This window comes from Pseudarthrobacter sp. As-47 (assembly GCF_058215595.1).
Map to the genome: position 1 here is coordinate 3,256,620 of NZ_CM177088.1, position 22,364 is coordinate 3,278,983.

The following is a 22,364-nucleotide window of genomic DNA, read 5'->3' on the forward strand; positions in this document are numbered from 1 at the left end:
GTTAAAGGACCCCGCGGCGCAGCAGCTCGCGGGATTTCCTGCGGGCTTTCCGGTACTTGGCTTCGGCGTCCTTCATCAGCTCGTCCTGCCGGTTCTCCAGTGCTGCGAAGACCGCGGCCGCGGCAGTCTGCTCCTGGCGCGAACCCACGGTGATCAACAGGTCGCGGGCTATCACGGCGTCATGGAAGTCGCCCAGGATCTTCTGCTGCCGCTGCGCCGCCTTGGCCACCTTCCCGGCGCGCCTGCCACGCACCAGGGCCGCCGTTTCCGCCACGTGCCGGAGCCGCTTGGCATCCTTGCGTACCTGGTGGAGGGCGTTTTCGTGGTCCGTTCCGTGCCTGGCACGCGTTGCCGCCTTGTGCGAGCGCCGCAGCCGCCGGGCCGACTTGTCCACTGCTTTCGCGGACTCCCGGCGGCCCCGCGCCACGGCCTCCGACCGGACCGGCGGGGCGTCCCGGAAGGCCTCAAGTTCGTCCAGGAGCCGGAAGTAGCGGTCGGAGCGCAGTGCTTCCTGCAGCTGCCGGTACCCGTCGTCGAACGCGCCGCCCACTTTGCGCTCCACCCGGTCACTGGCAGCAGCAACCCCCTCGCCCGGCGGCAGTTCACCCAGGTGCCCGCGGAGCCTGTCCAGCAGGACCTCGGCGTCCCGCGGGCCGCCCAGCAACCGGCCCAGCCACTTCAGTTCATCGCGCAGATGCCGCACCGGGCGGGCGGTGTACAGCTTGCGGTAGGCCGCGAGCGCGGAACGGATCCGCCGGACCGCTGAGCGCATGTTGTGCACGGACTCGGGTTCCTCCAGCCGGACCCCAGGATCCTGGGCCAGGACTTCCTGGATCTGCCCGGCGAGGTACACGGTGACGACGGCGGCCGCTGGCGCCTTCTTGCCGGCAGCAAGGTCCGGGGTGCTTCCGTCCGGCGCGCTTCCGTTGTGGGTGCTTTGGCCGCCCGTTCCGCCGCCGAGGGCACGCGCCAGCTTGGAGGCATGGCCGGCAGGGCGTGCGCCGGCCTGGACCAGCAGTTCCTCGGCCGGGGCAAAAAGCTCGGGCCCGCCGTGGACAAGTTCCAGCTCCCACTCGCGCCACTGCTGCCCGCCGGGGACGGAGCCTTCTCCCTTTCCCGGATGGAGGCGCTCAGCGGTCACGCGGTCGTCGGCCAGGTCTGCCAAGTGCGTGCCGTCCCCGCCGTAGAGGGCGTGGGTGGTGCGCCTGGTCTCGAGCCGGACCACCGGTGCCACGGCCGCTCCGCGGAGGTACGCCTGGATGTGGACCAGCAGGCTGTCCGGCACCAAGCCGGGCTGTCCCAGCGGGGCGTGCAGTTCCCGCCGCTGCTGGGGTTCCGCTGTGCCGCCGCCGGACTCCAGCGGCGGCAGCTTCAGGTGCCAGCCTGCGTCGGTTCCGCCCGTGCGGCGCCGAAGGGTGATCCGGCGGGACGCGAGGATGTGCCGGGCGGTGTCGAAGTAAACGGCTTCCAGGACGGCGGTGTGGGGCGCCCCGGCCCTGGCCACGCCGGGAAGGCTGTCCAGCGCGGGCACGGCGGCATCGTCGTCGACGTCGTACTTCTTTTCGATCTCAAGTCCCTGCGAAGCCTTCACAAGCTGTCCCTTCCGCATCGCGCGCCGGGGTCCGGTCCATGGCGTCCGGGCTCCCGCTGGCAGTCTATTGCCCGCCGCCGGGAAGCCGGGAGAGCTTGGCCACAGAAGCGCAAACATCAAACGTCTAACCTTTAGACTTGTGGGATGTCCGCCCCGAATCCTCCCGCCGCCCAAACGCCGTCGGCCCCCGCCCAGGCCGCCGCAGCCCCCGTGCCCGCCCCGGCGCCGACATCGGGAAGGGCAGCGGCCCCGGCAACCGCAACGGGCCAGGCCAAGCCCCGGTCCGCGGTCGTGTTCGGTGTCATAGCCCTGGTGCTCATCGGACTGAACCTGCGGGCGGGCATCACCGGCGCGTCGGCACTGCTGCACGACCTGCAGTCGGTGCTGGGCTACGGCGCGCTGGTGGCGGCCATCATCCCGTCCATTCCCACGCTGTGCTTCGCGCTGGCAGGGGCGGGCACGTCCTGGCTGACGGGCCGGCTGGGCGTGGAGAAGGCGATCCTTGTGGCCCTGTCCATGCTGGCGGGCGGACTCCTCCTGCGCGGCATCCCCGCCACCGGCATGCTGGTGGCCGGAAGTGTCCTGGGCATGTCCGGCCTGGCGGTGTGCAACGTGGCCATGCCCTCCTTCATCCGCGAACACTTTGCCCACCGGACGTCCCTGATGACCGCCGTCTACACGGTGACCATGACCACGGGGGCCACCGTCACCGCCGTCGCGGTGGTACCGCTGGCGCAGGCACTCGGCTCGCCTTCGGCCGCCGTCGGCGCCATTGGCATCACTGCCGTGGCGGCATTCCTGGGCTTCCTTCCCGTGGCGCTGCATGCGCACCGGCACAGTCCCCGGGCGGCCGGAGGGCGGATCTCCCCCTGGCCGCTGCTGCGGACCCGCAAGGGGCTGCTCCTCACCGCGATCTTCACGCTCCAGGCCCTGCTCGCCTACGCCCTGCTGAGCTGGTTCCCGTACATGCTGACCACCATGGGCCTGAGCGCCGCGGACAGCGGACTGATGTTCGGGCTGATGCAGCTTGCCTCCGTCCCGGCCGGCATGGTGCTGATCGCCATCGGTTCCCGTCCGCGGATGCTGCGGCCGGCGTTCTACCTGGTTAGCGTCACCATGGTTGCCGGGCTGGTATCGCTGCTGGTCCTGCCGGTGGGGCTGGCCGCCGTGCCTGCCGCCCTGCTCGGGTTTGGCCTGGGGATCTTCCCGCTGGTGATGGTGATGATCAGCCGCAGCGGGGCGAGCACCGCCGAAACCACGGCGCTGTCAACGCTGGCGCAGTCCACGGGCTATCTGCTGGCCACCCTGGGGCCATTCGGCATGGGGCTGTTGCACAGTGCCACCGGCGGGTGGACCCTTCCCCTCCTGCTCCTCCTTGCCCTGGCGCTGGCCCAGATCGTGGTGGCGCACCTGATCACGGGCAAGGCCATGACCAACGCCGTGGGAAGGAAGTAGCAGCCATGGCACTGAGTCCTTCCGCCCGCCCGCCGCTGGCCGACGAGGTCACTGCCAAACTGCGCGCCATGGTGCAGTCCGGCGAATGGCCCCTCCACCAGCGCATCCCGTCCGAACCGGAGCTGATGGCCGGCCTGGGGGTCTCGCGCGGCACCCTCCGCGAGGGCATCAAGGCCCTTGCCCACAGCGGCATGCTGGAGGTGCGGCGCGGCGACGGCACCTATGTCCGCGCCACCAGCGAACTGTCCGGCGCCGCCCGGCGCATGTACCAGGACCACACCGAGCAGCACATCCTGGAAGTCCGGCTGGGCCTGGACACCCAGGCTGCCCGCCTGGCGGCCCGCCATGCCACGGCCGACGACGTCACGGCCCTGCGTGCCCTGCTCACCGCCCGGGACCAGGCCTGGACACGGGGAGACTATGAGGCGTGGGCGCGGGCGGACTGGGGCTTCCACGAACGGGTGGCACAAGCCTCCGGGAATCCCCTGCTGCACGAGCTGTACCTCAGTTTCGGCAGCGCCTTCCACCAGGACCTCCTCAAGCAGCAGCGCCGGCCCGGCTTCGACGGCCGCCCGCACGAAGGCCACGACCTGCTGGTGGTGGCCATCGAAGCGCGGGACGAGGACGCCGCCGTCGCCACCGTTGACCGGAACCTGAACTCCTGCGCGGAGTGGCTGGCAGGATAGTGCGGCCGTGGGGTTTCTTCACCGCTTAATCGGTCAGTAGGCTTACTATCTGAGGAAGGTAGTCCTGTCCGCCTCCCACCACGGCGCGGCAGGCATCGCTGACGACGAGGAGTTTCCATGGCGCGATCATCACGCCTGACCGGCCACGAGCTGGGCAAAGAGCCTGCGCAGCCGGCAGGGACGGCTTCAACCGGGACGGACTTGCCAGCGGCGCCGCACGCGCAGCGGCGGGCCGCCAGGGTTCCCCGGGACATCAAGTCCCCCTCCCAGCTGTGGGGTGACGGCCTGGGCCGCGTGGGCATCCGGTCCGCCCAGATACTGCTGATCCTCACCGTGGCGGTGGTGTCCGTCTACGCGCTGATGCAGATCAAGCTCCTGGTGATCCCCATCCTGATAGCGCTGATCCTGGCCGCCGCGATCGGCCCGTTCGTGAACATGCTCCGGCGCCGGGGAATGCGCGGCGGACTGGCCACGGGCATCGCGTTCATTGGGCTGCTGCTGCTCCTTGGCGGTGTTGGCACGGTGATCTATTTCTCAGTCCGCAGCCAATGGGGTGAACTGGCCCAGCAGGCCTCCTCGGGTCTGGACGAGCTGGAGCAGTTCCTGCTGACCGGCCCGGTTCCCATCGATCAGGAGCAGCTCAACCAGGCCCGGCAGGGAATCATCGACTTTGCCACCAGCAGCCAGGTGCGTTCCGGCGCCATCACCGGGCTCTCGATGGTCACCGAGTTCATTGCCGGCGCCAGCCTCATGGTCATCATCCTGTTCTTCTTCCTCAAGGACGGGGCCAAGATCTGGAACTTCTTCCTCCGCCCCTTCAGTGGTGCCCGGGAGGCGAAGCTGCGCCGGGTGGGCAGCCGGACCCTTGAGGTTCTCGGCGGCTACGTCCGCGGCACCGCCATCGTGGCCCTGGTGGACACCGTGGCCATTGGCGCGGCCCTGCTGATCATGCAGGTGCCGCTGGCCTTCCCGCTGGCCATCATCGTTTTCCTCGGCGCCTTCATTCCGCTGGTGGGTGCAACGGTGGCCGGAATCCTCGCCGCGCTCGTGGCCCTGGTGGCGAACGGGCCGGTGGTTGCCCTGATCGTGGTGGCCGTGGTGATTGCGGTCAACCAGCTGGAGGGCGACCTGCTGCAGCCGGTGGTCATGGGCAAGTCGCTGCAGCTCCACGCACTGGTGATCCTGATGGCCCTGACGGCCGGCACCATCCTGGCGGGCATCGTCGGCGCGGTCCTGTCCGTCCCGCTGGCGGCCGTCGCCTGGGCCATTATCCAGGTCTGGACGGCTGAAGACCCACACCTCGAGGACATGAACCCGGACCTCCCGCCGGCCGGCACCAACCCGATCTAACCCCTTGGACAAAAACAGGACACGACGACGGTCGGGCACCTGGGTGCCGGACCGTCGTCGTGCGTTTACTGCCTGAGCTGCGGGACAGCCCGCCTCGCTAGGAGCGGAGGCCCGCGAACACGTTCTTGGGCCGCTGCATCTCGCCGTGCTTGGCGCCAAGGACGATCACGGCGCCAGCGAAGGCCGGGATGGCCCACTGCAGCATCTTCAGCTGCTTCTGGGCGGCCTTCAGCTCGTCGGAGGCGTCCGGACGGGGCTCAGTGGCACCCTCGGCGCCTTCACCGGCCAGCTTCTCCACCTTCTTGCCCAGAAGGCCGGAGTACAGGGTCACCGCGGCGCCCACCACGGTGACCGCGGTCTTGATGACGGTGTCCTTGGCGACGCCTTCCTGCTTGGCGATGCGCCCCTTGTTCTCCCAGGCAATGGCGAGGTCCGCCACCAGGTGGGAGGCGAATGCCGCCGTCTGGAACGGCGCCCACTTCATCCAGCCGGCGCTGGAGAGCCGCGTCCGCTCGGACGGGTCCTTGGCCTCCGCTGCCGCACCGTTCAAGCCGATGGCGCCCATGAGGGAACCGCCGAACCACGCTGCTGCCGTGAGGTCGTGGACTGAACGGGCAATAAGATTTCCTGCCATGGTGTGCATTTCCTGTCGTTGAGCTGGTTAAGATGCCGCGCCTGCGGACTTCACGTGCCGTGTCCCATCAAGGTCATGGTCCGCCCATGGTAAGCACACTTACTAATGTTACGAAAGCCCGTCTTCCCCGGGCGGAACGCGTAATATCGTGGCCATGGGAAACACAGGGACGCTGTTCGGCTGGGCATTTGGTGATCCGGCGCGGGAACAAGATGACGCATACGTAGGAAACCTGCAGGACGAGGCCCTGGCCAATGCCCGGGAGACCGCAAAGGCCAAAGGGGTTTCCGTCGTGGCCGACTCCCAGGTGTTTACGGTCCTCAGTGCCGACGACTCCCTCGTGGAGCTGGACAACGCCCCGGGCAAGCTTGTGGTCCGCTGCACCGTGCACGTGGAGGGGCCGGGTGCTGAGAAACTGCGTGCCGAAGGGCCGATGAACGGCTGACGTATGTCGGACGGGGATTCCACCATCAGCCAGGCCGCCGACGCCGTCGAGCAGGCCTCCAACCACCCCGCCCTGGACGTCCTGGCCCGGGCCGGCTTCGCCGTCATGGCCCTGCTGCACGTGATCATCGGCGCCATCGCCATCGCCGTGGCGTTTGGACAGCCCGGGGAAGCGGAACCTACGGGCGCCATCGAGCAGCTGGCCGCGAACCCGTGGGGCCCGGCCGTCATGTGGTCCTGCGTGCTGGCGTGCTTCGGCCTGGGGTTGTGGCAGGCGAGCGAGGCAACGCTGCGGGCACGCCCCCTGCCGCGGAGGGAGCGGCTCTCCAAGCTGGTCTCCTCGGGCTTCCTGGCCATCGCGTACACCAGCGTGGGGCTCAGCTTCGCGGGCTTCGCCGTGGGGATGGGCGGGGACTCCAGCGAAAGCACCCGTGATTTCAGCGCCACGTTGATGGCGACGCCGGTGGGGCTCTGGACACTCGTGGCCCTGGGCCTGACGATCATCGGCATCGGGATCTACTTCGTGGTCAAGGGGGTCCGGCGCGGATTCAAGGAAGAGCTCTTCCACTTTGACGGCACACGGCGCGGCAGGCTGATCGACTCGCTGGGCGTTGCCGGCCACATAGCCAAAGGGATAGCGCTGTTCCTCACCGGGCTGCTCTTCGTGATCGCCGCCGCCAAGCACAACGCCCAGGAGTCCACCGGGCTGGACGGCAGCCTCAAGGCTTTGCGGGACCACCCGTTCGGCCCGACCCTGCTGGTGGCCATCGGCGCCGGATTCATCGCCTACGGAATCTTCGCCCTGGTCCGGTCCCGGTTCGGCCGAATGTAGTTCCGGCCTGTTTCGGGGTACGAAGGAACCATGACGCACTCCGCAGCGAAAGACCAGACCCCCGGCGGCCACGGTGCCGGAGCGGGAGATGCAACCCCTGCCGTCACGGAGGCGGCCGGCCGCGCCTTCGCCGGCATGTTCCGGGTGCTAAAGCTGGCCCGGCCGGACCGGCCCATCCACCCGGAGGGCATCGGGCTGGCAGGACACCTGGCCAGGACCGGCAGCACCGGGGCAACGAGCGGGCTGGAGTGGCTCGATACGCCCGGCGTCGACTCCGTCAGGGCCCGGTTCTCCCGATCCCTGGGGCTGCCGCAGCAGCTTCCGGACATCCTGGGCCTGGCCCTCCGCGTCACGCCATCCCCGGGCGGCATCACGGACGTACTCTTCGCCACCACGGGCTGGCGGCTTCCCGGCAGGTTCCTGCTCCAGCCGAAACTGGACGTTGCCGGCGCCACGTTCACAACACTCATGCCGTACCGGGGCAGCAAAGGGCCGGTGCTGCTGGGGCTCCGGACCAGCGGGCTCCCTGACGGGCCGCTGGCATCCGGGGAATGGGTGCTGCACCTCTATTGGGCCAAACCCACGGGGCCGTGGCGCGAATGCGGTGAACTCCGCCTGAGGGCAGAACCGGAACCGGCGGATACTCCCCTGCGCTTCAATCCCCTCGAGAACCAGCCGCCGGGAGCCCAGACCTACGCCTGGACCCGCCGCCTGAGGGAACACTCCTACCGGGCGGCGCAACGGCCTGCACCTCCCGCCGTCGCACCTTCCGCACTGGCATCATCCGCACCCGCAGGCCTTACGCCGGGCGGGACAAGCGCTCAATCCGCCGCCACAGAAAGGAACACCATGTCCACCGTGTCCCAGCTGTTCAACTCCCCCGCCGCCGATGTGTGGAGGGTCATCGCCGACGGCTGGCTCTACTCCGGCTGGGTGGTGGGCACCTCCCGGATCCGTGCCGTGGACGACCGGTGGCCGGAAGCAGGCGCACGCCTCCACCACTCCGTGGGCGGCTGGCCGCTGGTGATCGACGACAGCTCCCAGGTGACCGCCGTCGAGCCGGGCCACCGGCTGGAGGTGGTCGCCCGGGGCTGGCCCATGGGCGAAGCGAAGGTCGTCATCACGCTGGAGGACCGTGGCGGGCAATGCCAGGTCACCATATCGGAGGACGCCGTCCGCGGTCCGGGAAAGCTGATGCCCAAGTTCCTGCGCGACCCCCTGATCGCTGTCCGGAACCGGGAAACGTTGCGGCGGCTCGAGCTGATGGCAGCAGGCGGGGCCGGGAAATAGCCGGGCAGGGTTCAAGCGGGCCCCAGCGTTAGGGCACTCCCCAGCGTTAAAGCACCCGGGCCCTGCGCGCCGGTCCATCAAAGGACCGGCACCCAGGGCCCCCGGGGTTGACACTGCTTAGACCTGCGCGGCCACGCCGTCGCGGGAGATGTTCACCATGTCCTCGCGCGGCACCACCTTGATGCGCTCACGCTTGACCTCAACACCGTGCGAGCCGCCGGCCTCGGTGGCGGCTGCGCCGAGGGCCAGTTCGTGGGCATCCAGCGCCAGCCAGCCTTCCCAGCTGGTGAACTGCACGCCGCGGGCGTCGAGGAGTTCAACCACGGCATCGGCTTCGGGAACAGCGGCAACGGGCAGGTTTTCGCGGTCCTCCAGCAGGTAGGTGACCGTCTCGAGGGCGTCGCCCTTGGTGTGGCCGATCAGGCCCACGGGGCCGCGCTTGATCCAGCCGGTGGCGTAGATGCCCGGCACGTGGGTGCCGGCAGCGTCCAGGACGCGGCCGCCGTCGTTCGGGATGACTCCCTTGGTGTGGTCGAACTCGATCTCCGGCAGGGCGGAACCGAAGTAGCCGATGGCGCGGTAGACGGCCTGGACCGGGTAGTCCACGAACTCGCCGGTGCCGCGGGCGTTGCCCGTGCCGTCCAGCTCGGTGCGCTCAAACCGCATGCCGGCCACCTTGCCCGGGGTCTCGGCGTCGTCGTAGATCTCCACCGGGCTGTGCAGGAAGTGCAGGTGCAGGCGGCGGGAAGCTTTCAGCTCGGAGAGGTCCTCGGGCTGCTCGGCGATCCAGTTGGTGAGCGTGCCCACCATGGTCTTGGTCTGGTTGTTGCTCTGGATCTGGCGGTCCGATTCCTCGTCGAACTCGAAGTCCTCCGGGTACAGGATGATGTCCACGTCCTTGGAGTGCGACAGCTCGCGCAGCTCCAGCGGGGTGAACTTCACCTGGGCGGGGCCGCGGCGGCCGAAGACGTGCACGTCCGTGACCGGGGAAGCCTTCAGGCCGGCGTAGACGTTGTCCGGGATTTCGGAGACCAGCAGGTCGTCGGCGTGCTTGGAAAGGACGCGGGCCACGTCCAGGGCCACGTTGCCGTTGCCGATTACGGCGATTTCCTTGGCGTCCAGCGGCCATTCGCGCGGCACGTCCGGGTGGCCGTCGTACCAGGAGACGAAGTCTGCGCCGCCGAAGGAGCCTTCCAGCTCGATGCCGGGAATGTTCAGGTCCGCGTCCTTGATGGCGCCGGTGGCGAAGATGACGGCGTCGTAGTGGGTGCGGAGGTCCTCGATGGTGAGGTCGGTGCCGTAGTCCACGTTGCCGAAGAACCGGATGTCGCCGCGGTCCAGGACCTTGTGCAGGGCGTTGACGATGCCCTTGATGCGGGGGTGGTCCGGGGCCACGCCGTAGCGGATCAGGCCATAGGGTGCCGGGTAGCGGTCAAAGAGGTCGATGCTCACGGTCAGCTCGCCGCTCTTGACGGCTTCGCTCTTGGTGAGGATGTCGGCGGCGTAGACGCCTGCCGGGCCGGAGCCCACGACGGCGACGCGCAGCGGACGATCGGCAGAACCTACGGTGGTGCTTGATGACACGGCTGTGTTCCTTTTTGTTCGGTCCGGCCCAACTAAGTAGCAGTTGATGTCGTTTTGAGGGCTCATAACGACATCTGCTGCTACCTAGTTGGGTGGTGGCTAGGTGGTGAGGACTCGGGGCTTGCTGGTGCGGGGCTTGTTCGGGGTGGTGGTGCTGTAGTCAGCGGTTTTGAAGTGCGACGGCGCGAAGGGGCTCACGCGCACAACGTCACCGATGACAATGACTGCGGGATTTGCGACGCCGGCGGCCTCCGCCTGGTCCGCAATGGAACCAAGAGTGCCAATGGTCACGCGCTGGTCCGGCAAATAGCCGTTTTCCACGATACCAACTGGCGTCCCCGCCGGCAGGCCGGCTTTGCCCAGGGCGGACGCGGATCCGCGCAGCTGGCCCACGCCCATCAGCAGGACGATGGTGTGGTCGGCCCGGGCGGGAACCTCGGAGAGCTCCTCGTGTCCGGTCACCACGCTGAAGCCCTTGGCGAGGCCACGGTGCGTGACAGGGATTCCTGCTGCCGCCGGGACGGAGATTGCGGATGTGACACCGGAGACCACTTCGACCTCGACGCCGTGCTGCCGGCAGTATTCGGCCTCTTCGCCGCCGCGGCCCAGGACGTAGGGATCCCCGCCCTTCAGCCGGACCACGCGGTGGCCTTTGAGGGCCTCCTCGACCAGGATCCGGTTGATCCCGGCCTGCGGCACGGGGTGGTGGCCGGGGGTCTTGCCCACCTCGATGACGCGGACGTCGGGTGCCAGTTCGTTGAGGAGTTCGCGGGGGCCCAGGCGGTCTGCCACCACAACGTCGGCCTGGCCCAGGAGGCGTCGGCCGCGGACGGTGATCAGGCCGGTGTCGCCGGGTCCGCCGCCCACCAGCGCAACGGAACCGCGGTGGGCCCGGCGGCGGCGCAGCGGAAGGTCGCCGGTTTCGAGTGCGGTGGCAACGGCGTCGCGGACGGCCATGGCGCGGCGCGGGTCTCCCCCGGCGTTTACGGCGATCTTGACGTCGTCCACTTCGGCAACAGCGGGAGTCCAGGCTGCGGAGGCTTCGTGGTCGGAGGCGTTGACGCACCAGACGCGCTGCGCCTCGGCGTCGGCCGATACCTTTGCGTCCACGGCGGAATCGCCGGTAGCCGTCTGGACGAACCACACGCCGTCGACGTCGGAAGGAAGGTAGGTGCGCGGCTCCCAGGTGAGGAGGCCGGCGTCGGCCAGTTCCTGGAGCGCTGCGGAGGCAACAGGAGCCACTACGGTGACCCGTGCACCGGCGTCGAGCAGCCCCTTGGCGCGGCGGGCTGCAACAGGGCCGCCGCCCACCACCAGCACGGGGCGGCCAAGGAGGCGCAGCGCCGTGGGGTAGATATCCTGAATTGCCATGAATCAACGGTAGGGCGGCCTCACATGTGCCAACAACGGCGCAGCAACACCAGTTCACGTAAGGTAACGCTGCGTCACAAAGGCCTGGGACCGCCGTCGCCCGCGGTCCTGGGGCACACAGGCGGGTGTCAGGGCCGTATGCACCGTGTTCCCCGGCGAGCCCGCGCCGATGTGCCCCGGTTCAGCTGCCGATGCCGGCCAGGAACCGCCCGCGGTCCCGGATGAGCCGCTGCAGGTAGGGCCGCAGGACGAGCTTCCCGGCTGCGCGGCCCAGGAGCCCGAACGGCGCCGCGAACTCCACCCGGTCCGTCATGATGCAGCCGCCGGGCGTGGCCTCGAATTCGTGGACGTGGCGGAAGGACCTGAAGGGGCCGCGGACCTGCTCGTCCGTGAAGCTGTGGGGGAAGTCCACCTGCGTGACGCGGCTGGTCATGGTGAGTGGAATTCCGAAGTGCCGCGCCCGCCAGGTGACTTCCTGCCCTTCGCCGATCAGCCCTGATGTCACCCCGGCCACCGCCCGCTCCTCCGAGCCCTTCTGGGACTCCACGTGGACGTCGATGCTCCGGGCCAGGTCGAACAGCCGCTCCGGTGGAAGGGAGCTCTCGGTGCGGCACACAAAACTGGCGGTCATGGGGCCAGTCTGCCACCTTGCTGATGTGGGTCGGCGGACACGGCGAAGCCCGACGGCGGGAGGCGGCGTCGGGCTTTGCGGGGTGCGGAAGGTGGGGGTGCTTAGCGGGTGCTGCCGGCCAGGAGCCCGCGGCTGCGGAGGAGTCGCTTTTCGATGGGCCCGAAGACCAGCAGTTCGATCAGGATGCCGACGGCGAGGATCAGCAGGATCGCCGACATCACCACGGTCATGTCGGACAGGATCCGGCCCTGGTCCAACAGGGAGCCCAGGCCGAAGCCGATGGTGCCGCCCACGGCGATGATTTCCGCGGCCATGAGGGACCGCCAGGAGAAGGCCCAGCCCTGCTTCAGGCCGCCCAGGTAGCCGGGCAGTGCGGCGGGGAGGATGATCTGCAGCGCCATCTCCAGCCGGGACGCGCCCAGGACGGTGCCCACGCGCCGGTACTGCGACGGGATCTGGTCCACGCCGGAGATCAGGCCGTTGATGATGGACGGGATGGCGCCCATGAACACCACGAAATACACGGTGGCGTCGGTGAGGCCGAACCAGATGATGGCCGCCGGGACCCAGGCAACGGAGGGCAGGACCTGGAGGCCGGAAATCAGCGGCCCGAACGCGCGGCGCAGCGGTGCGACCTGTGCCAGCAGGAGGCCAACCGGGGTTGCAATGGCCACCGAAATGACAAAGCCCACCAGCCCGCGCTGCAGTGACGTCCACACGGCTTCCTGGAGCTTGCCTTCGTTCCAGAGGACGCCCACCTGCGCTGCGACATCCAGCGGGCCGGGCACCAGGTCGCGGCGTTTCAGGCCGAGCGAGACGTAGAACTGCCATGCCAGCATCAGCACCACCAGGGCGGCGATGGGCAGCAGGATGCGGCTCCAGTCGATGCGGTTCTTGCGGGCGGCGTCTGACTGCAGGGAGTCCAGCCCGGACTCGAGTTCGCGCAGATCCTCGTTGCCGGTGGAGGTGCGGGTGAGTGCGGCGTGGATGTGCCGGGGTTCGGCGGGGTCGGCGGAAGCTTCAGCCAGGGGCGTTGGGTTACTTGGCATGGCGGCGGATCTCCTCCCGGAGCCGGGCGGTGATGACCCCGGTCAGCTGGCCGGCGAGCCCGGCGTCGGTGCGGTGTTCCTCGGTGACGGCCCATTCCTGGACCACGCGGCCGGGGCGGGAGGACAGCAGCAGCACGCGCTGGCCCAGCCGGACGGCTTCGCGGACGTTGTGGGTGACAAAGACGATGGTGCGGCCGGTTTCCTTCCAGATCCGCTCCAGCTCATCGTGCAGCAGGTCGCGGGTGATGGCGTCGAGGGCGGCGAAAGGCTCGTCCATGAGCAGCAGCTGCCGGTCCTGCGCAAGCGACCTCGCCAGGGACACGCGCTGCCGCATGCCGCCGGAGAGCTCGTGCGGGCGCTTGTCCCCCGCCGCACCCAGGTGCACCAGCTCCAGCAGCTCCTGGGCCTTGGCCTTACGGTCTGCCTTGCCAACGCCGCGGAGTTTCAGGGCCAGTTCGATGTTCTCCCGGGCGGTGAGCCAGGGGAAGAGCGCGGCGTCCTGGAACATAAAGGCGGCACCGTCGCTGGGTACCTCCAGGGCGCCCGACGACGGCGGCTCCAGTCCCGCGATGATGTTCAGCAGGGTGGATTTGCCGCAGCCGGAGGCACCGAGGAGGGCAACGAACTCGCCCTTCCCGATGGTGGCGTTGACGTCGTCCAGTACCGGGGCGCCGTCGCCGAAGCGCTTGCCCAGGTGTTCCAGTACGACTGGCATGGTGCCGTCCTTAAGTTGGTGGGTTGGATCAGTCCTGGCCGAGGCCGGCTGCTGAAATCTTGCTGCTGGTGCCTGCGCCGGCAAGGTCTGCGCCGGCGGCAACCTCGTTGAGCGGCCGGAGGTCGAAGAGGCCGGTGATGTCGGCCTGCTTGGTGGTGCCGGCCTCGACGCCGTCCTCCAGCAGCCGCGGGTAGCTTCCGGCCAGCGGGTCCAGGGTGAAGGTGATGTTGGCCAGGGACCGGGCCAGGACGTTGTCGGCCAGGGCTGCCCCGGCCGATTCCTGCAGTGCCGAGTTGATGACGCCTGCCTTTTCCGCGGCGGGAGCCTCGTTCAGCCAGGCCACTGACTCCGCGTGGCCGGCCAGGAGGGCCTTGACGGTGTCCGGGTGGTCGGCGGCGAACTTCTGGTTCACGATCAGGACGGTGGTGGGGAACTCGCCGGGCTTGCCGGTACCGGTCCCGTCCCAGAGGTCCTTTTCGTCCACCAGCACCTTCGCTCCGGCCTGGAGCACCAGCCGCGAGGCCCATGGCTCAGGCAGCCACGCGCCGTCGAGCTTTCCGTCCTGGAACAGCTTGAGCGTCTGCGCGTTTTCCGTGGGGTTGATGGCCACGTCACCGCTGCCGTCCACGTTGGTCTGGTATCCCTCGGAGGCAAGCCAGGAGCGGAGTGCCACATCCTGGGTGCCGCCGAGCTGCGGGGAGGCGAGGGTCCTGCCCTTGAGGTCCGCGGCGGAGTTGATCTCAGGCTTGACCACCAGCTGCGCACCGCCCGCGGCGGCGCCGGCGATGATGCGCACGGACTGGCCCTGGCTCTTGACGAACGAGTTGATGGCCGGGTTGGGGCCGATGTAGGCGGCGTCGATGGCACCGGCGTTCAGGGCCTCGATGGCCGCGGGCCCGGCATTGAACGTCTCGGTGCTGAGCGCGGTGCTGCCCAGGGCTTCGGCCAGGAAGCCCTGCTTGATGCCCACCAGTGCCGGGGCGTGGGTGACGTTGCCGAAGTATCCAAGCTTGAGCTCGGCGGCGGGCGTGGGTTCAGCGGCCTGCGCCTCCGTGTTGCGTGAGACGGTGGAGGCCACCACGGCGCCGACGGCGATCAGCAGGACCAGCCCGATGGCCAGGGCAGCCTCGATGGCATGCTTGCGCTTGGGTACCGCGCTTTCGCCTGCCACGATGCGGGTCATCCCGGGCTTGGAACTAGTCATTGTTTCACCATAGGGAGTGCCCCAAACCCGTTCAATGACGCGGAAACGGGGGGTCACGCAGGTTCATCTAGCGTCATATTCGGACGCCATTCGCCGGGCTCGCCTGAACGGTGCCCGTGCCCGCCTCAGTTTCCCTTGACGTTGACCAGCTGCCGCAGCTTGTGCCGGACGGTGACCAGGTCCGCCGCGTCCTGCATCACGACGTCGATGGGTTTGTAGGCTGCGGGTATCTCGTCGATGAACGCCTCCGACGCCCTGAACTCGATCCCCCGCATGGCCTTTTTCAGTTCGTCGAGGGAGAAGGTCTTCCGGGCGGCGTTGCGGGAGTACTCCCGGCCTGCCCCGTGCGGCGAGGAGTTCAGCGCCGCCGCGTTGCCGAGTCCTTCCACCACGTACGACGACGTCCCCATGGACCCCGGAATAAGTCCGGGATCGCCGTGCGCGGCTTTGATGGCGCCCTTGCGGGACACCCAGACGGACTTGCCGTAGTGGACCTCCTGCCGGGTGAAGTTGTGGTGGCAGTTGACACGCTCGAGTTCCTGCACAGGCCCGCCCGCCCACCGACCGAACTGGGCGCTGACGCGGTCCATCATCTCTTCGCGGTTCAGGAGGGCGAAGTGCTGGGCCCAGTGCAGCTCTGCCATGTACCGGTCGAACTGCGGCGTGCCCTCCTCAAGGTAGGCGAGGTCCGGGTCCGGCAGGTGGATCTGCTTCTTCGCCACCACGTGCCGGGCGACGCCGATGTGATGCTGGGCGATCTTGTTGCCGACGCCCCGGGAACCGGAATGCAGGAACAGCCACACGGCGTCGGCCTCGTCCGCGCAGACTTCAATGAAGTGGTTGCCGGATCCGAGCGAGCCCAGCTGGAGGTCCCACTTCTCCACGTACTGTGCCGGGTTGAAGCCGGCTCTCGCGGCCAGCTGCTTCAGCTCGGCAATCCGCGGCTCCGCCGTGGCCTGCACCGTCCGGTTGTTGTGGCCGGCGGACAGCGGGATGGCACGCTCGATGTCCTCGCGCAGCCGCTTCCGGTCCTTGGGCAGGTCCTCCAGCGAGTACTGGGTCCGGACGGCGATCATGCCGCAGCCGATATCCACCCCCACCGCCGCTGGCATGATGGCGTTCAGGGTGGGGATCACCGAGCCCACGGTGGCACCCTTTCCCAGGTGTGCATCGGGCATCAGGGCCAGGTGCGGATAGATGAACGGCAGCTGCGAGGTCTTCACGGCCTGCTCACGCGTCTTGTCATCCAGGATCGAGGCCCAGTTCAGCAGCTTGCTGTTGATGGCTTCCATGCGGGGCCTCCCATGGGACGGCTGGAGACTAACGTGGTTCCCCCGCATGGTACGCCAACATCCAGAGGTCGCAGGGCCTGACCACCGGATTGCTGGGCACGGGGTCCAAGGGTTCTCGAAGCTGGACGGGCTGTTCATGGCACCGATGATCCGCCGGGAAACCCGCAAGGACCTGCTGAAACTCAAGACCATCCTGGAGCCATGAGCGGCCTTGAACCCTACGCAGCCCTGCGGTGAAGGCCCCGGGCCTGGTTCCGGCCAGGCCCTGGCTGCGGCTCACGCAGCAGTCGCAGGTTGTACCAACAGAACATCGCCAGCCCCAGGTAGAGGGACAGTTCCATCGCCTCTGCATACTCCGAGATGACGAACGTGGGCTCCGGCCAGATCAGCAGGCGGAAGAGGCGGTAGCCGGCGGCCAGCAGGAAGGTCGGCACCAGGCACAGCGGCGGGATCAGCAGGCGCCGGTTCTTCAGCTGCTCCCAGCGTTTTCCAGCGGCAGCCCAGACCAGCGGGGCACAGGCGCCGTAGAGGCTCGCGAGGAGCATGGCGGCGGGGACCAGTTCCTGCACGCCGCGGATGTTGTGCACCGTGGTCTCGCCCTGGCGGTTGACCTCGTTCAGGGATTCGGGCGTGGCCCAGCCGAAGATGCGCTGGCCCCAGGAGATCTCCTCGCCCGTCAGGAACCAGACCCCCAGCGTGACGACCGCATAGAGCGCGGCGATGCCCCAGCGTTTGGCGCGGACCAGGTACACGGTGATGAGGGGCAGGAAGATGCTTGCCGCCAGCAGGCAGGCGAACTGCAGCCATTCGATCAGCGAATCCTCGTTGACCAGCCAGAGGTAGAAGTCCTTGAACGGGAGGGCTGCCGCCGCAACCACGGCGATGATGAACGGGACCAGGATGAGCAGCCGCGCCTGGCGGGGTTCGATCCTCCAGTCCTCGGAGTCTCGCCGGAGATGCTCAGCCGCCCGGGTTTTCCACTCGTTGATGGCCGGCATTATGCCTCCTCAGGTGTTGCGTCCAGATCCAAAGGAAGCTCATGCCCCCGCTGACCATTAAGTCTTGGTGGTGCAGCGGCCCGCACGAGTAGCGAGTACTTGCATTTGAACATGGCAGCACTGAGGGCTGTTGCCGGTACTCACCGCCGGAGACAACAAAACCGCGGCCCGTTCGCGGATCCGAACCTTGAAGGCCAGGATCTGCGAACAAGCCGCGGTGTCAGGGGCATCAGATGCTGTAGCGCTCGTCCTCGTGGTCGCCCGGGTGGTCCTTGACCAGTCCGGCGGCGAGGGTGTTGCCGTCCAGCGGGTCGATCACCAGGAAGGCGCCGGTGCGGCGGTGGTGGAGGTAGTTCTCCAGCGGCAGCGGCGCGGCGAGCCGGAGCTGCGCGTGGCCGATGTCGTTGAGCTCCAGGCTGGAAGCGCCCTCAAGCTTGAACGATGCCAGGTCCAGTTTCCCGGAAACGCTGCGGACCAGCGCCTGGACGGTGCGGGTGCCATGCTTGACCAGGACCTTCTGGCCCTCACGGAGGGGCTTCGGCGACAGCCAGCACAGCGCTGCGTACAGGTCTGCGGTGGCTTCGCGGACGGTGCCGGCGGCGGCGATGGTGTCACCACGGGCGACGTCGAACTCGTCAGCCAGGCGAACAGCCACGGACTGCGGGGCGGCGGCTTCCTCCAGGGACTTTCCGGCGAAGTCGATGCCCACCACGGTGGTGGTGCGCGGGGCCTGGCCCGGCGTCAGCACGGATACCTGGTCCCCCACCTTCACGGAGCCTTCGGTGATCTGGCCGGCGTACGCGCGGTAGTCGCGGTAGGCCTCCACGTCCAGTCCGGCTGCCACGGCGTCGGGAGCCAGCGCACCCTGAGGGCGGACCACCAGCTGCACCGGAAAGCGGAAGCTCTCGAGGTGGCTTTCCAGTTCATCGGCGGCGGGCAGGGTCTCCAGGACCTCCAGCAGCGCGGGCCCGGTGTACCAGGGGGTGCGCTCCGAGCGCTCCACCACGTTGTCCCCATCAAGGGCGGACACCGGAATGACGGACAGATCGGTGATTCCGCCTGCATTCAATTCGTCACGGCCCAGACCGAGTTCGCGGCCCACCTGCTGCACGTCGGCTTCGATGTCGCGGAACACGGACTCGCTGAAGTCCACCAGGTCGATTTTGTTGACGGCCACAATCACGTGCGCCACGCGCAGCAGCTGCAGCACTGACAGGTGGCGGCGGGTCTGCTCCAGCACGCCCTTGCGGGCGTCGATGAGGACGACGACGGCATCCGCGGTGGACGCGCCGGTCACCGTGTTCTTGGTGTACTGAACGTGACCGGGGCAGTCCGCCAGGATGAAGCTGCGGCGGTCGGTGGCGAAGTAGCGGTAGGCCACATCGATGGTGATGCCCTGCTCGCGCTCGGCACGCAGGCCGTCGGTCAGCAGGGCCAGGTCGATGCCGCCCTTTTCGCCGCCGAAGCCGCGGTCCGCGGAGGTGCGGGCAACGGCGTCGAGCGTGTCAGCCAGGATGGCCTTGGAATCGTGAAGGAGGCGGCCCACCAAAGTGGACTTGCCGTCGTCGACCGATCCCGCGGTGGCAAACCGGAAAAGCGTTGTTGGCAGGGCCGTTTCCAGCCCCTGAACTGCCAGGGTGTCGGTGCTCATTAGAAATACCCGTCCTTCTTGCGGTCTTCCATGGCAGCCTCGGAGATGCGGTCATCTGCACGGGTGGCGCCACGTTCGGTCAGGGTGGAGGCAGCGACTTCAACCACAACGTCGGCCACCGTGTACGCGTCGGACTCGACAGCCCCGGTGCAGGACATGTCCCCCACGGTGCGGTAGCGGACGGTCTTGGTGATGACTTCCTCGTGCGGCAGCGGCTGGGACACCTCGCCCACAGCGCGCCACATGCCGTCGCGGGCAAAGACCTCGCGCTCGTGGGCGTAGTACAGGCCGGGCAGCTCGATGTTCTCGCGCTCGATGTAGCGCCAAATGTCCAGCTCGGTCCAGTTGCTGATGGGGAACGCACGGACGTGCTGGCCCACCGTGTGGCGGCCGTTGTACAGATTCCACAGTTCGGGGCGCTGGTTGCGCGGGTCCCACTGGCCGAACTCGTCACGGAGGCTCAGGATGCGCTCCTTGGCGCGGGCCTTGTCCTCGTCACGGCGGCCGCCGCCAAAGACGGCGTCGAACTTGTTCTGCTGGATGGCGTCCAGCAGCGGAACTGTCTGCAGCGGGTTGCGGGTGCCGTCGGCGCGCTCGGCGAGCTCGCCGCGGTCAATGAACTCCTGGACGGAGCCCACCACGAGCTTCAGGCCGAGCCGCTCCACGGTGCGGTCGCGGAAGTCGATGACCTCGGGAAAGTTGTGGCCGGTGTCCACGTGCAGCACGGGGAACGGGACCTTGCCGGGCCAGAAGGCCTTGGTGGCGAGGTGCAGCATCACCACGGAGTCCTTGCCGCCGGAGAACAGCAGGGCGGGCTTTTCGAACTCGGCAACAACCTCGCGGATGATGTGGATGGCCTCGGACTCAAGGGTGTCCAGGCTGCTCAGGCGCGTGGAAACGGCAGCGTCAGTCACCTGGGTGGTCTCCTCGGTTAGGTAAGTGCTCATACGTGTAGTCCGCATTCTGTCTTGTCGGTCCCTGCCCAGCGGCCGGCGCGGGGGTCGTCGCCCGGCGCCACCTTCCGGGTGCAGGGCTGGCAGCCAATGGAGGGGTACCCCTGGGAAAGCAGCGGGTTGACGGGCAGGAGGTTGTCGTCCGAGTACTGGACCAGCTGGTCGAACGTCCACGCAGCCACCGGGTTGACCTTGACCAGGCCGTTGGCCTCGTCCCAGGTGACCAGCGGGGTGTTGGTGCGGGTGGGGGCCTCGTCGCGGCGCACGCCGGTGAACCACAGTTCGTAGCCGGACAGGGTGCGGCGCAGCGGAGCCACCTTGCGGAGGGCGCAGCACTGGGCGGCGTCGCGGGCGAACAGGTCCTTGCCCAGGAGCCGGTCCTGCTGTTCCACGGTGTTCTCGGGGAGCACGTCCACCACGTTAACGCGGAGGTTCGCTGCCACTTCGTTGCGCGTGGCGTAGGTTTCCGGGAAGTGGTAGCCGGTCTCCAGGAACAGGACGTCGACGCCGGGCATCTGGTCCGCCACCAGGGCCGGGAGGACGGCGTCGGCCATGGAGCAGGCGACGGCAACGGCGGGCAGCTCGAAGTTGCGTTCCACCCAGGCGATGACATCGCGGGCAGGAGCGTCCCAGCCGAGCTCGGCGGCACCGGCTTCGGCGATGGCCTTCAGCTCGTCGTGCGAGCGGAGCTTGGGAGCGGCGGTTGCCACCGTCTCCTCAACCTGCGCGGCAGCCTCAGCCGGTGCAACCACGGGGTTTACGCCAAGTGCATGCTTGGGCCCACGGCCGCCGGGGTCCCCGGCCGAGCTTGCGAGGTTGGGGTGCGGCTGGGGACTCACTGGAGTGCCTCCTCATCTGCTGCGTGGGCCCATTCGGCGAAGGTCTGGCCCTCGGCGCGCTGGGCCACGAAGGTGCGGACCACGCGCTCCACGTAATCGGGGAGGTCGTCGACGTAGACCTTGAGGCCGCGGACGGTGCGGCCCAGGCCTGCTTCCTCCCGCTCGTTCGAAGCCAGCCCGCCGCCCAGGTGGACCTGGAAACCCGGGGAGGGGTCGCCGTCGGGGGTTGGCAGCATCATGCCCTTGAGGCCGATGTCCGCGGTCTGGATGCGGGCGCAGGAGTTGGGGCAGCCGTTGATGTGCAGGGACAGCGCGTGGGGCAGCTGGCCGCTGTCGGCGAGGTCGGCCAGGCGGCGTTCCAGCTCTGCCACCGCCGTGGCGGCGGTGTACTTGGTCTCCACGATGGCCAGCTTGCAGTACTCGATGCCGGTGCAGGCGATGGTGCCGCGGCGGAACACGGACGGGCGGGCGGACAGGCCCAGCTCGTCCAGCTCCGCCACGAGGGGCTCCACCTGGTCCTTCTCGACGTCCAGGACAACGAGCTTCTGGTGCGGGGTGGTGCGCAGCCGGAAGGAGCCGCGGGCCTCGAGGGTGTCCGCAAGCTTGACCAGCGCGGCACCGGACAGGCGGCCGGCCAGCGGGGTGGCGCCGATGAAGAACTTGCCGTCCTTCTGCTCGTGCACGCCGATGTGGTCTCCCGGGGTGGTGGGCTTGGGCGCGGCGGGGCCGTCGGCCAGCTTGTAGCCGAGGTATTCGTCCTCGAGGATCTGGCGGAACTTCTCCGGACCCCAGTCGGCCATCAGGAACTTCAGGCGTGCCTTGGTGCGCATGCGCCGGTAGCCGTAGTCGCGGAAGATGCTGGTCACGCCAAGCCACACGTCGGCGGCCTGCTCCGGCGTCACGAACGCACCGAGGCGCTTGCCGAGCATCGGGTTGGTGGACAGCGCGCCGCCGGCCCAGAGGTCGTAGCCGACGCCGAGTTCGGGGTGGCGGACACCCACCAGGGCGAAGTCGTTGATCTCGTGGACCACGTCCTGGCTGGGGTGGCCGGTGATGGCGGTCTTGTACTTGCGCGGCAGGTTGGACAGCAGCGGGTTGCCGATGAACCGCTCCCCCAGCTCCTCGATGAGCGGGGTGGGGTCGATGATCTCGTCCTTGGCGATGCCGGCCACGGGCGAGCCCAGGATCACGCGGGGAACGTCGCCGCAGGCCTCGGTGGTGGACAGGCCAACACCCTCCAGGCGGGTCCAGATCTCGGGGATGTCCTCCACGCGGATCCAGTGCAGCTGGATGTTCTGGCGGTCGGTCAGGTCGGCGGAGTCGCGGGCGAAATCCACGGAGATCTGGCCGATGACGCGCAGCTGTTCGGTGGTGAGGGCGCCGCCGTCGATGCGGACGCGGAGCATGAAGTACTTGTCCTCGAGCTCGTGCGGCTCAAGCGTGGCCGTCTTGCCGCCGTCGATCCCGGGCTTGCGCTGGGTGTAGAGGCCCCACCAGCGGAACCGGCCGTGCAGGTCCTGGCCGGGGATGGCGTCGAAGCCTTCCTTGGAGTAAATGGCCTCGATACGCTCGCGCACGTTGAGGCCGTCGTCTTCCTGTTTCCAGGTTTCGTTGGCGTTCAGCGGCGTTTTGCCGTCCACTTTCCACTGCCCGTGCGGCTTCGCGGCGGGACGGGACGTGCGGGCCGGGCGCTTTGCGGCAGCGGAATCCGCCGACGCTCCGGCTAGAGCTGTATCAGTCATGCATCGACTGTAGGTCGCGCCCGAAGAGCGTCACAAAGGCCCGGAAACGCTAA

At 68.4% G+C, this 22,364-nt stretch carries 21 protein-coding genes; 7 read left to right on the top strand and 14 right to left on the bottom strand.

Annotated features, from left to right (window positions below; all coding sequences use genetic code 11):
* Position 1: 1 nt before the first annotated feature.
* Entirely contained in the window at positions 2–1,591 is a 1,590-nt protein-coding gene (locus AC4BCK_RS15110) for a CYTH and CHAD domain-containing protein (protein ID WP_400618370.1), read from the bottom strand.
* A 144-nt stretch (positions 1,592–1,735) separates the two neighbouring features.
* On the opposite strand from AC4BCK_RS15110, the gene AC4BCK_RS15115 reads away from it, so the two are divergent.
* The 3 genes from AC4BCK_RS15115 (at position 1,736) to AC4BCK_RS15125 (ending at position 5,082) form a co-directional block, all read left to right on the top strand.
* On the top strand, positions 1,736–3,046 hold the full coding sequence (locus tag AC4BCK_RS15115) for an MFS transporter (protein ID WP_490566076.1): 1,311 nt from the start codon (positions 1,736–1,738) through the stop codon (positions 3,044–3,046).
* A gap of 5 nt (positions 3,047–3,051) precedes the next feature.
* Positions 3,052–3,732, top strand: a complete 681-nt coding sequence (locus AC4BCK_RS15120) for a FadR/GntR family transcriptional regulator (protein ID WP_174180086.1) — start codon at positions 3,052–3,054, stop codon at positions 3,730–3,732.
* A 117-nt stretch (positions 3,733–3,849) separates the two neighbouring features.
* On the top strand, positions 3,850–5,082 hold the full coding sequence (locus AC4BCK_RS15125) for an AI-2E family transporter (RefSeq protein ID WP_174180087.1): 1,233 nt from the start codon (positions 3,850–3,852) through the stop codon (positions 5,080–5,082).
* Between the two features lie 97 nt (positions 5,083–5,179).
* Here AC4BCK_RS15125 and AC4BCK_RS15130 read toward each other — a convergent pair whose 3' ends face one another.
* Entirely contained in the window at positions 5,180–5,716 is a 537-nt protein-coding gene (locus AC4BCK_RS15130) for a hypothetical protein (protein WP_366277083.1), read from the bottom strand.
* Positions 5,717–5,870: 154 nt separating this feature from the next.
* Here AC4BCK_RS15130 and AC4BCK_RS15135 point away from each other — a divergent pair, with 154 nt between their 5' ends.
* From AC4BCK_RS15135 to AC4BCK_RS15145, 3 genes are read left to right on the top strand one after another with little or no spacing between them, the layout of a single operon-like run.
* The gene (locus tag AC4BCK_RS15135; protein WP_366277080.1) at positions 5,871–6,161 is read left to right on the top strand and encodes a hypothetical protein; all 291 of its coding nucleotides are present in this window, start codon (positions 5,871–5,873) and stop codon (positions 6,159–6,161) included.
* Between the two features lie 3 nt (positions 6,162–6,164).
* Positions 6,165–6,992, top strand: a complete 828-nt coding sequence (locus AC4BCK_RS15140; RefSeq protein ID WP_363954684.1) for a DUF1206 domain-containing protein — start codon at positions 6,165–6,167, stop codon at positions 6,990–6,992.
* Between the two features lie 30 nt (positions 6,993–7,022).
* Complete coding sequence (locus tag AC4BCK_RS15145) at positions 7,023–8,282, top strand: SRPBCC family protein (protein ID WP_490566077.1); 1,260 nt, start codon at positions 7,023–7,025, stop codon at positions 8,280–8,282.
* A 117-nt stretch (positions 8,283–8,399) separates the two neighbouring features.
* Here the strand turns inward: AC4BCK_RS15145 and AC4BCK_RS15150 are convergent, their stop codons facing one another.
* From AC4BCK_RS15150 to AC4BCK_RS15180, 7 genes are all read right to left on the bottom strand, one after another.
* On the bottom strand, positions 8,400–9,866 hold the full coding sequence (locus tag AC4BCK_RS15150; protein ID WP_310108850.1) for an FAD-dependent oxidoreductase: 1,467 nt from the start codon (positions 9,864–9,866) through the stop codon (positions 8,400–8,402).
* A gap of 99 nt (positions 9,867–9,965) precedes the next feature.
* The gene (gene cobA / locus AC4BCK_RS15155) at positions 9,966–11,237 is read right to left on the bottom strand and encodes a uroporphyrinogen-III C-methyltransferase (protein WP_363937162.1); all 1,272 of its coding nucleotides are present in this window, start codon (positions 11,235–11,237) and stop codon (positions 9,966–9,968) included.
* Positions 11,238–11,418: 181 nt separating this feature from the next.
* Positions 11,419–11,868 carry an SRPBCC family protein gene (locus AC4BCK_RS15160; RefSeq protein WP_363937165.1) on the bottom strand — a complete coding sequence of 150 codons (450 nt, stop codon included), beginning with the start codon at positions 11,866–11,868 and terminating at the stop codon, positions 11,419–11,421.
* Positions 11,869–11,969: 101 nt separating this feature from the next.
* Positions 11,970–12,917 carry an ABC transporter permease gene (locus tag AC4BCK_RS15165; RefSeq protein ID WP_490566078.1) on the bottom strand — a complete coding sequence of 316 codons (948 nt, stop codon included), beginning with the start codon at positions 12,915–12,917 and terminating at the stop codon, positions 11,970–11,972.
* Positions 12,907–13,632: an ABC transporter ATP-binding protein gene (locus tag AC4BCK_RS15170; RefSeq protein ID WP_104184437.1), complete on the bottom strand. Its 726-nt coding sequence runs from the start codon at positions 13,630–13,632 to the stop codon at positions 12,907–12,909. Before AC4BCK_RS15170 ends, AC4BCK_RS15165 begins: the two co-directional genes overlap by 11 nt.
* Before the next feature lie 28 nt (positions 13,633–13,660).
* On the bottom strand, positions 13,661–14,815 hold the full coding sequence (locus AC4BCK_RS15175) for an ABC transporter substrate-binding protein (protein ID WP_363955030.1): 1,155 nt from the start codon (positions 14,813–14,815) through the stop codon (positions 13,661–13,663).
* Between the two features lie 146 nt (positions 14,816–14,961).
* Entirely contained in the window at positions 14,962–16,128 is a 1,167-nt protein-coding gene (locus tag AC4BCK_RS15180; protein WP_310108835.1) for an RtcB family protein, read from the bottom strand.
* Positions 16,129–16,174: 46 nt separating this feature from the next.
* On the opposite strand from AC4BCK_RS15180, the gene AC4BCK_RS15185 reads away from it, so the two are divergent.
* Positions 16,175–16,333, top strand: a complete 159-nt coding sequence (locus AC4BCK_RS15185) for an SRPBCC family protein (RefSeq protein ID WP_366277071.1) — start codon at positions 16,175–16,177, stop codon at positions 16,331–16,333.
* 13 nt (positions 16,334–16,346) lie between these two features.
* Here AC4BCK_RS15185 and AC4BCK_RS15190 read toward each other — a convergent pair whose 3' ends face one another.
* The 5 genes from AC4BCK_RS15190 to AC4BCK_RS15210 form a co-directional block, all read right to left on the bottom strand.
* On the bottom strand, positions 16,347–17,126 hold the full coding sequence (locus AC4BCK_RS15190; RefSeq protein ID WP_366277069.1) for a hypothetical protein: 780 nt from the start codon (positions 17,124–17,126) through the stop codon (positions 16,347–16,349).
* 229 nt (positions 17,127–17,355) lie between these two features.
* The gene (locus AC4BCK_RS15195) at positions 17,356–18,777 is read right to left on the bottom strand and encodes a sulfate adenylyltransferase subunit 1 (protein ID WP_174180108.1); all 1,422 of its coding nucleotides are present in this window, start codon (positions 18,775–18,777) and stop codon (positions 17,356–17,358) included.
* Positions 18,777–19,724, bottom strand: coding sequence for a sulfate adenylyltransferase subunit CysD (gene cysD, locus AC4BCK_RS15200; protein ID WP_174180110.1), 948 nt, complete (start codon positions 19,722–19,724; stop codon positions 18,777–18,779). The genes AC4BCK_RS15195 and cysD overlap by 1 nt, the downstream gene beginning before the upstream one ends.
* Positions 19,721–20,440: a phosphoadenylyl-sulfate reductase gene (locus AC4BCK_RS15205; protein WP_400591296.1), complete on the bottom strand. Its 720-nt coding sequence runs from the start codon at positions 20,438–20,440 to the stop codon at positions 19,721–19,723. Before AC4BCK_RS15205 ends, cysD begins: the two co-directional genes overlap by 4 nt.
* A 125-nt stretch (positions 20,441–20,565) precedes the next feature.
* Positions 20,566–22,311 (bottom strand): nitrite/sulfite reductase, encoded by a 1,746-nt coding sequence (locus AC4BCK_RS15210; protein ID WP_363937172.1) that lies wholly within the window; start codon positions 22,309–22,311, stop codon positions 20,566–20,568.
* Between the last annotated feature and the right edge of the window lie 53 nt (positions 22,312–22,364).

What these genes read in the sequence shown, in the direction of transcription:
- AC4BCK_RS15185 (WP_366277071.1), top strand. Translation starts at nt 16,175, where the DNA reads ATGGTACGCCAACATCCAGAGGTCGCAGGGCCTGACCACCGGATTGCT.
- AC4BCK_RS15160 (WP_363937165.1), bottom strand. Translation starts at nt 11,868, where the DNA reads ATGACCGCCAGTTTTGTGTGCCGCACCGAGAGCTCCCTTCCACCGGAG.
- AC4BCK_RS15190 (WP_366277069.1), bottom strand. Translation starts at nt 17,126, where the DNA reads ATGCCGGCCATCAACGAGTGGAAAACCCGGGCGGCTGAGCATCTCCGG.
- AC4BCK_RS15130 (WP_366277083.1), bottom strand. Translation starts at nt 5,716, where the DNA reads ATGGCAGGAAATCTTATTGCCCGTTCAGTCCACGACCTCACGGCAGCA.
- AC4BCK_RS15115 (WP_490566076.1), top strand. Translation starts at nt 1,736, where the DNA reads ATGTCCGCCCCGAATCCTCCCGCCGCCCAAACGCCGTCGGCCCCCGCC.
- AC4BCK_RS15135 (WP_366277080.1), top strand. Translation starts at nt 5,871, where the DNA reads ATGGGAAACACAGGGACGCTGTTCGGCTGGGCATTTGGTGATCCGGCG.
- AC4BCK_RS15210 (WP_363937172.1), bottom strand. Translation starts at nt 22,311, where the DNA reads ATGACTGATACAGCTCTAGCCGGAGCGTCGGCGGATTCCGCTGCCGCA.
- AC4BCK_RS15125 (WP_174180087.1), top strand. Translation starts at nt 3,850, where the DNA reads ATGGCGCGATCATCACGCCTGACCGGCCACGAGCTGGGCAAAGAGCCT.
- cobA (WP_363937162.1), bottom strand. Translation starts at nt 11,237, where the DNA reads ATGGCAATTCAGGATATCTACCCCACGGCGCTGCGCCTCCTTGGCCGC.
- AC4BCK_RS15175 (WP_363955030.1), bottom strand. Translation starts at nt 14,815, where the DNA reads ATGACCCGCATCGTGGCAGGCGAAAGCGCGGTACCCAAGCGCAAGCAT.
- AC4BCK_RS15165 (WP_490566078.1), bottom strand. Translation starts at nt 12,917, where the DNA reads ATGCCAAGTAACCCAACGCCCCTGGCTGAAGCTTCCGCCGACCCCGCC.
- AC4BCK_RS15170 (WP_104184437.1), bottom strand. Translation starts at nt 13,632, where the DNA reads ATGCCAGTCGTACTGGAACACCTGGGCAAGCGCTTCGGCGACGGCGCC.
- cysD (WP_174180110.1), bottom strand. Translation starts at nt 19,724, where the DNA reads ATGAGCACTTACCTAACCGAGGAGACCACCCAGGTGACTGACGCTGCC.
- AC4BCK_RS15140 (WP_363954684.1), top strand. Translation starts at nt 6,165, where the DNA reads ATGTCGGACGGGGATTCCACCATCAGCCAGGCCGCCGACGCCGTCGAG.
- AC4BCK_RS15145 (WP_490566077.1), top strand. Translation starts at nt 7,023, where the DNA reads ATGACGCACTCCGCAGCGAAAGACCAGACCCCCGGCGGCCACGGTGCC.
- AC4BCK_RS15120 (WP_174180086.1), top strand. Translation starts at nt 3,052, where the DNA reads ATGGCACTGAGTCCTTCCGCCCGCCCGCCGCTGGCCGACGAGGTCACT.
- AC4BCK_RS15180 (WP_310108835.1), bottom strand. Translation starts at nt 16,128, where the DNA reads ATGGAAGCCATCAACAGCAAGCTGCTGAACTGGGCCTCGATCCTGGAT.
- AC4BCK_RS15195 (WP_174180108.1), bottom strand. Translation starts at nt 18,777, where the DNA reads ATGAGCACCGACACCCTGGCAGTTCAGGGGCTGGAAACGGCCCTGCCA.